Origin of the sequence: Mobiluncus mulieris ATCC 35243 (genome assembly GCF_000160615.1) — a bacterium.
GTDB lineage: Bacteria > Actinomycetota > Actinomycetes > Actinomycetales > Actinomycetaceae > Mobiluncus > Mobiluncus mulieris.
Window position 1 is genome coordinate 313,679 of record NZ_GG668519.1, and the last position, 6,074, is coordinate 319,752.

Genomic DNA, 6,074 nt, shown 5'->3' on the forward strand with positions numbered 1-6,074 from the left:
AGGAAAATCGCGGGATTGCACCGCCATAAACGCCGCCGCATCGTCCGGGGTGAAAAACTGCCCCGCGCTACGTCGGCGGCGGCTATCCAAGGTCGCCAACAATGCCCCGTAGCACACCGCGATTTCCTCAATACTCAGGTTCCCCAAGGGGTTCGCCTCGTTTCCTCGCAACTCAATCCCCAAAATTTTCACCAGTTCGGCGGCTAAATCTGGGTGTTGCCGGGTTGTTCGCACGGCCACCGCGCGCAGCCAGTTTTGCCTAGTTTGGGTCTTGGTGGGGGCTTGTAACCGAGTGAAAACCCGGGTAACCGCCGGGGGAAAACCGCCTGTCATCTGGACTGACGTCTGTGCCGATACCGTCCACTGTGACCAAGCGCAACCTCCCCTGGGCGAAATTTTGCTATAAGCTATTTTTATCAAACATCGTCAACCCAGTACCGCAGAATGCGGACTCTAAATTCAAGTTCGGCATTCATATGGGGGTACCTGTAATTATGGCGTTAACGCCGGTGAACACCCCCTAGAAACCAGCGGAAAAATGAGAGACAGTTGGGCGACTTGCATCGTCCTCACCTCGCCAAAATTATCCTTGAATCTCACCTACACACGATGGATTTGAAGGCTACAATTGACCAGAAACCACGTAAAATCAGCGATTGACTGGAAACTCCGGCAAGTCCCTAACAGCGGCATCTTCCGACACACCGAGAACTTGCATTTGAGATGGATGTGGTGTAAACTTAAAATTAAATATCAGTGTCGATAATTTCCTTGAAGGAATGTGAGAACCATGTTAGCTGTCCTGGGATCCGTCGGTCTGACGATAGTGGCTCTGGTGTTTTTTGTAGAGTACATGAAGGCCAGAAACCGGACGCTGCCCCTGAATCACGCTGTTGGACTGAGAACCAAAGCAATCATGCGTAATGAAAGCACTTGGGCGGAAACTCACCGACGTTACGCGCCTATCTTTTTAATTGATGGCTTGCTATTTCTTTTTGGAGGGTTGTATTTAGGAGCATCCGTTGTATTTACAAAGCTGAGTGATAGCGCGAATTACGTTGTTCTCGCAGCTTGTTGCCTGGTTGTTTTGGTAAATATTTCTATTGGTCTCAAGGCAACGCATTTCGCGCGTGGTCTTAACGAGTAATGTGGGATAAAAATGAGTGTTAATGAAAATGTCCTAAAGTTAATTTCTCTGCGTGAAGAAGTTTTGCGGACAGATGAAACAAAGAGAGCCTTCGAAAACAGCCCGAGGCTTTGGCAACCACCGACATATCAAACCCGACGTTAGGCTGCTGATTTTCCAAAAAACGGTCAATCTCGTAGCTAGTCATCTGGTGATTCCCATCGCCGATACGTATGTACGAGCCGTTTACTCGCCCAGATTTCCGCACATAACAGGGCTTTTCACTGTTGGAAAGTTCTGGGATATTTGCTATTAAAACCTGATTGCCCTCGTAAAGCATAATATGAACATCCGCCGCTACCGCAGGTTGAACCGCCTTCCTGACAATTTGGGAGACCCCATCTTGGAGAACTTTAATATCCAAGTCAGGAACCGAAGTGAAGTCTTTTTCCGTTATCCCTAAAATAATGGTTCCACCCGAGGTATTAGCAAAGGCAGAAACTGTTTCCGCCAGAGAGCTAGGCAAACCGCCCTTGGCTGTTTTCAGCTCATACTCCGCGCAATCCGTACGAGCCAGACGCATCTTCGCAACGGCTTGTTCCAGTTCTGTGTCATTCGTAATCGTCACGAGCAGGACTTCTTACCACTCATACACGTTAAGCTACTTAGGTTACCTTCCAGACAACACTTTTACCTTACCAGAGTATTGCAGGTAAAATACGCCATACATCGCCACAGTTTACATCAGGTCCAATAATCTTACCTAGGTAACCTAGGAGGCTATTCCTAGGTTACCTAGGTAGTTCCCGGAGTTTGTTCCCAGATTCATGAGGCGCTATCGGGGTGTGTCCACAGGCTAGAAATCGGCAGCAGGTAGTTTCCGGGGGCAATCTTGAGGCTTTGTTCGCCAAGATAGAGCACGACTCGCGCGACTACCCGGTCGCCGGGGATAAGCTGTTCAAGTTTAGCGAAGGTACCTTTGGGCACGCTCAGGCCAGATTTCACCTCTACCAGAATCAGCCTGCCATCTGGCAGTTCGATGACAATGTCAACTTCCTGGTCACGGTGGCGATAATGATACAGGTCAAAAGGACTGGCGGTCCATTCGCGTTGTTTACGCAGCTCCCCGGCCACAAACTGCTCGGTGAGCGCCCCGAAATATTCCATGCCTCCCACCAGCCGGGATTTCTCTACCGTCATCCCCACCGAGACAGCAGCCAAACCCGAATCCACCAGACTCACCTTGGGACGACGTATCACCCGTTTACTGATACCCACACCCCAAGCCGGCAACGCTTCTACCAGGTACATCGCATGGGCTAAATCGAAATAACCTCCCAGGGTTTTCTCCGAGACACCCAGATGGCGAGCCATTTTCGCCGCCACGTATTCGCTGACGCCCTCAGCGGCAAGCAGTCGCAGCAACTGGGGCAGTTTTCCGGGAAAATCCCCACCCGAAAGTTCCTCGGCATCCTTGGTGACTATGGATTGCAGATATCCGTTGAACCAGCGTTGTCGCGAAGCCGGGGTGCGACGCGACAAGGCCAGGGGGTAACCTCCACTGATAATGCATTCACGAGTGGCTTCCGGGGATTCGGCCTGGATCCTGCCCGGCGCTCCGGCCAGAATCCAGGAGACCCAGTCCTCCGGAGTGCGACGTTGCTGTAATTCCCCCATGCTTAGCGGACGTAAAGTCAGTATTTCTGCCCGCCCCGCCAGGGAATCCCCCGTGGTTTTTAGCCGCAAAAAATCCGCCGACCCGGTGATAAGGAATTGCCCCGGTCGCCGGTTTCTATCAACCGCCATTTTCAACGCCAGCGTGAGCGTGGGTTCGCGTTGCGCCTCGTCAAGCACCAGCAACCTCCCCGGAGCTTGCCCCACGAAACCACGCGGGTCACTTCGCGCCAAGGCCGCCACATCTGTGTCATCGAGAGAGACACTCCAAGCATCACACCGCTCAGTCACCTGCCTTGCCAGCGTGGACTTCCCCACCTGACGCGCCCCTTGAATCACCACTATAGGTGATTCATCCAACATCTCCCCCAACAGACCGGAACAATGGCGTTTGACCTCGGTATTTAACGTGAACATAGCCTAAATTATACCCCATGATTCCGGATTTACCATCCTAATACTTCCAGATTTACCAGCCAATAACTTCGAGATTTACCTACGAAAAATTCCGGATTTACCACATCATAGGTTCCAGATTTATCGCCTTATCCCTCCCAGTTTTACCCGGCTAGCGGGAGCGCAAGTTCCGGCTAAAAGTAGCGTAGAATTACGGCTAAAGGTTGCACAGAACCTCGACTAACAGTAGACCAGCACCAGTTTTTGCTGTAAAAGCACTCGACACAGTTTTTGCACATTTCGCTACCGCAGGTGACTCGGTTTATGTTTTCATGAGGCGCCATTCGGGGATTTACGTGTAAATCTGTGGCAAGCGCCTCATGAAACAGGGGAAACAGCGAGGAACAGACTTAGATGACCTTCACGACCCCTACCTCTACACTGCGGCTTCGCCGCTTAAGGCGCGACGTCGGCGACGGCAAATCGTTACTGTCGCTTAACCACCTTCGCACTGCGAGCGCATGGCTCACGCGGCTTTAGCCGCTGCCATGCGCCGACTCATGGCCTGCTCGAAGTCGCGGGTGCCCTTGAAGACCTCGTGCAGCCACGGGTTCACACCCTGCTGCTTCGCGCGGTACAGGATATAGCCCAGCGCCAGGATATTCGCCACCAAAGCCACCAGAGACACCCACAGGTTCACCTGCGGGTTATTCACCGAGTTAGTCGAAAACACCGAATAATCTTGGAATACGGGAACCACCTGGGCAAACATGCACCAAATCGCCAGGGTGTTCGCTCGGTTTTGAATCCAGCCACCCTTGTTCCACAACGCATTCGCCACCGTCGGCGCCAACAACAACGCGAAACCACAATACCAGGCGTGGGTCGGCAGACAGTTATAGGTGTAACAGAAGTTCCACAGGTCGTAGGACACGATAAACACCCAGGTCATATCCGGCCACAACATATCCTTGTTGCCTTTAGAAGCATAAATCCCGAACCAGCCCGTCATACACAAAATGTTGAGCAGCCCGGCAATACCGTTGAACACATTGTGCCACCCACCCATCAAGGTAATACCCTCGACCGAAACAAAAGTCGTGCCCCAAGCACGAATCGCGCTTTCAAAATCGGAGGCCACCGCTATCAAGATGTTAATTGCCACAATCACGAAAGGGAAACACTTGAACCAGTGCGCTTTACCCAGGCTCCCCCAGTGGTACTTCAACACCATAAAACCGATACACCCGGCCGTCGCCGCATAGAGTTTCGCATAGTGGAACCACGAACCCATGTGGATATACGTGGGGTTATTCAACGCCCAATCTGCGCCCATGGCCGCACCGACATAAATCGCCACGAAGTACACCGTCAGAATCGCGGGCACCACCAGGAAACAGAACACGCCGCCCCACTTGGAACGCCGGGCGATTTCATTCATAACAATCAAACCGACAAACACCATCACCCAGCCAATCCACTGAAAAATGGCATTTTCACCGTAAACATCGAACAACATAAGGGCTCCTCCTTTGCAGCTCCCGAATCTTGTTTACACAATTCTACGATTTGTAACACCTGACGCCAGGGACTTTGGGACTATTCAGGCTACGTGGCAGAAATCCGGGAAAATTTGAGGGTGAGGCACCACTATTTTGGCTCCCACCCTCATTTTTTCACTAATTTCTGCCAACATGGTTTTATCAATGCCAAATCCCACGATTCACGGGCAAACCCCTGGAAGGAACGCTTCCAGTCCAGGGCAAGCGCCTCATGAATCCGGAGGAACCCGGGGGAACAAGGCCAAAGAAACCATCCGCTACACTTAGGTTATGCAGATTTTGGTGGTGTGTACGGGTAACATTTGCCGCTCGCCCATGGGCGAGATTGTGTTGCGGGATTACTTGGATCGCGAGGGACTAAACGAACCCATGGTAACCGTGGCCTCGGCCGGAACCTCGGACGAGGAACACGGACACGGCTTGGATCGTCGCGCCGCGCAAGTATTGCGGGAAGCCGGGTATCCGCTCCCCCGCGAGCACTTTGCACACCGCGCGACTGCGGCCGAACTGCGGGAATCCGGGTTGATACTGGCCATGACCGTGGGACACGCACGCTTGTTACGGGAAATGCTGGAGGCTGCGGGTGAAGATACCCGCAAACTCCACTTGTGGCGCGAATTCGACGGGACAATTCCCTTTGCGCCGGGCGGGGTTTTCGGGGAAGGCGGAGTGCTGCCAGCGCCTCATGAACCCGGCAAAAACCCCACCCAACGCCCCAAACGCAAGCATTATTCCGACCAATACAGCTCGGATGGAGACTACGACGTGCCCGACCCCTGGTACGGCGGCCTCGACGGGTTTTACGACACCCTCACCGTGGTCGAAGCCGGCGCCACCGGCATAGTCAAGTACCTGCGCCGCCGCTAAAACGGATTCTATTGAATCCCACACGCGCACCCTTCAGGGGATAACAACGCCTTCCAGTCACGAGGGAACCCCAGATGAGACCGCCCCATATACGGTTGATACAGTTGGATTATTCCTTCTAATCGGCTAATCTCTTTTCGCCAGCTATGCTGATTGGGATGCATCCGGGACAGCATGTAGAGCTGCGAAAAAAGGCTGTTGTCCATTTTCCAACGGACATCTCTAGGCTGGCGGGGTACAGTGGTAAAACGCCAAAAATAAAGCCTAGTGTAGTGAGCACACTTGTTCCGTAGCTCGGTAAAGGCACGCAACCACGATTCGAGTTGTTGATCTCCCGTGTTGAAAGCAACTCTGGCGATACGCTTGCGATCTTGGCGCTTCAAATCTGCGTAGGTAAAGGACAGCATACCCGTTGAAAAGAATTCGATAATCACCCAAATCGGGAAATG

General features: G+C 52.7%; 7 protein-coding genes and 1 pseudogene. 3 read left to right on the forward strand and 5 right to left on the reverse strand.

Annotated features, from left to right (window positions below):
* Nucleotides 1-333, reverse strand: a pseudogene (locus HMPREF0577_RS11570) (hypothetical protein); the annotation flags it as partial.
* 457 nt (nucleotides 334-790) lie between these two features.
* Here HMPREF0577_RS11570 and HMPREF0577_RS06395 point away from each other — a divergent pair.
* The gene (locus tag HMPREF0577_RS06395) at nucleotides 791-1,147 is read left to right on the forward strand and encodes an SdpI family protein (protein ID WP_004012951.1); all 357 of its coding nucleotides are present in this window, start codon (nucleotides 791-793) and stop codon (nucleotides 1,145-1,147) included.
* 19 nt (nucleotides 1,148-1,166) lie between these two features.
* On the opposite strand, the gene HMPREF0577_RS06400 is transcribed toward HMPREF0577_RS06395, so the two are convergent.
* The 3 genes from HMPREF0577_RS06400 to HMPREF0577_RS06410 all read right to left on the reverse strand — a co-directional run bounded on the left by HMPREF0577_RS06400 (nucleotide 1,167) and on the right by HMPREF0577_RS06410 (nucleotide 4,715).
* On the reverse strand, nucleotides 1,167-1,754 hold the full coding sequence (locus tag HMPREF0577_RS06400; RefSeq protein WP_004012952.1) for an AlbA family DNA-binding domain-containing protein: 588 nt from the start codon (nucleotides 1,752-1,754) through the stop codon (nucleotides 1,167-1,169).
* A 197-nt stretch (nucleotides 1,755-1,951) separates the two neighbouring features.
* Nucleotides 1,952-3,217 carry an ATP-binding protein gene (locus HMPREF0577_RS06405; RefSeq protein WP_004012953.1) on the reverse strand — a complete coding sequence of 422 codons (1,266 nt, stop codon included), beginning with the start codon at nucleotides 3,215-3,217 and terminating at the stop codon, nucleotides 1,952-1,954.
* 505 nt (nucleotides 3,218-3,722) lie between these two features.
* On the reverse strand, nucleotides 3,723-4,715 hold the full coding sequence (locus HMPREF0577_RS06410; RefSeq protein ID WP_004012955.1) for a DUF5692 family protein: 993 nt from the start codon (nucleotides 4,713-4,715) through the stop codon (nucleotides 3,723-3,725).
* Between the two features lie 187 nt (nucleotides 4,716-4,902).
* On the opposite strand from HMPREF0577_RS06410, the gene HMPREF0577_RS11995 reads away from it, so the two are divergent.
* Together HMPREF0577_RS11995 and HMPREF0577_RS06415 are read left to right on the forward strand one after the other, a co-directional pair.
* Nucleotides 4,903-5,025: a hypothetical protein gene (locus tag HMPREF0577_RS11995; protein WP_004012956.1), complete on the forward strand. Its 123-nt coding sequence runs from the start codon at nucleotides 4,903-4,905 to the stop codon at nucleotides 5,023-5,025.
* A gap of 3 nt (nucleotides 5,026-5,028) precedes the next feature.
* Nucleotides 5,029-5,625, forward strand: coding sequence for a low molecular weight protein-tyrosine-phosphatase (locus HMPREF0577_RS06415; RefSeq protein WP_004014819.1), 597 nt, complete (start codon nucleotides 5,029-5,031; stop codon nucleotides 5,623-5,625).
* Between the two features lie 8 nt (nucleotides 5,626-5,633).
* Here HMPREF0577_RS06415 and HMPREF0577_RS06420 read toward each other — a convergent pair.
* On the reverse strand, nucleotides 5,634-6,074 hold a 441-nt coding region (locus tag HMPREF0577_RS06420; protein ID WP_004012958.1), incomplete at its 5' end, for an Abi family protein.